Source organism: Salinimicrobium oceani (assembly GCF_012037645.1).
Genome location: NZ_JAAVJR010000381.1, coordinates 1 through 522, shown reverse-complemented (window position 1 = coordinate 522; position 522 = coordinate 1). Strand labels below are relative to the sequence as shown.

Annotated in this window: 1 protein-coding gene; it reads right to left on the bottom strand. The window is 47.1% G+C overall.

Annotated features, from left to right (window positions below):
* Window positions 1-522: ABC transporter ATP-binding protein (locus tag HC175_RS17280; RefSeq protein WP_168139552.1), on the bottom strand; the 522-nt coding region annotated here is incomplete at both ends.

The following is a 522-nucleotide window of genomic DNA, read 5'->3' as shown; positions in this document are numbered from 1 at the left end:
AAAATGACTGCCTTTAAAAAAAGAATTTTTCACCACCGCTTTGTAGCTTCCGGCATCGGTGAGGTGGATCTCGTGCGGATAAAGGATCACCTTTTTTCGGGATGACTGTTTTTTAAAGAACAGGGAAGCAGGCAATTCATTCACTTCTCCAAAAAGGGAAGCTATATATGCATTTTTAGGATTATTATACAGCTCCCGTGGATCTCCCATTTCTATGATCCTGCCGGCTTTCATCGCTATGGTCTTATCGGCATAAGAAAGGGCGTCTGTGCTGTCGTGAGTGGCAACCAGCACAGTGATCCCTGCTTTTTTAAGGTGGGAAAAAAGGTTTCTGCGAAGCTTGTTCTTTCGAAAGTGGTCAATATGACTAAACGGCTCGTCGAGCAGTAGCACTTCAGGGGGTTTTGCAAGCACTCTTGCCAGGGCGACCCGTTGTTGCTGTCCTCCACTCAGGAATTTAGCTTTCACCCTTGCCAGCTCCCGCATCTCCACGAGTTCCAGAAGTTCATTCACGCGCTGCTG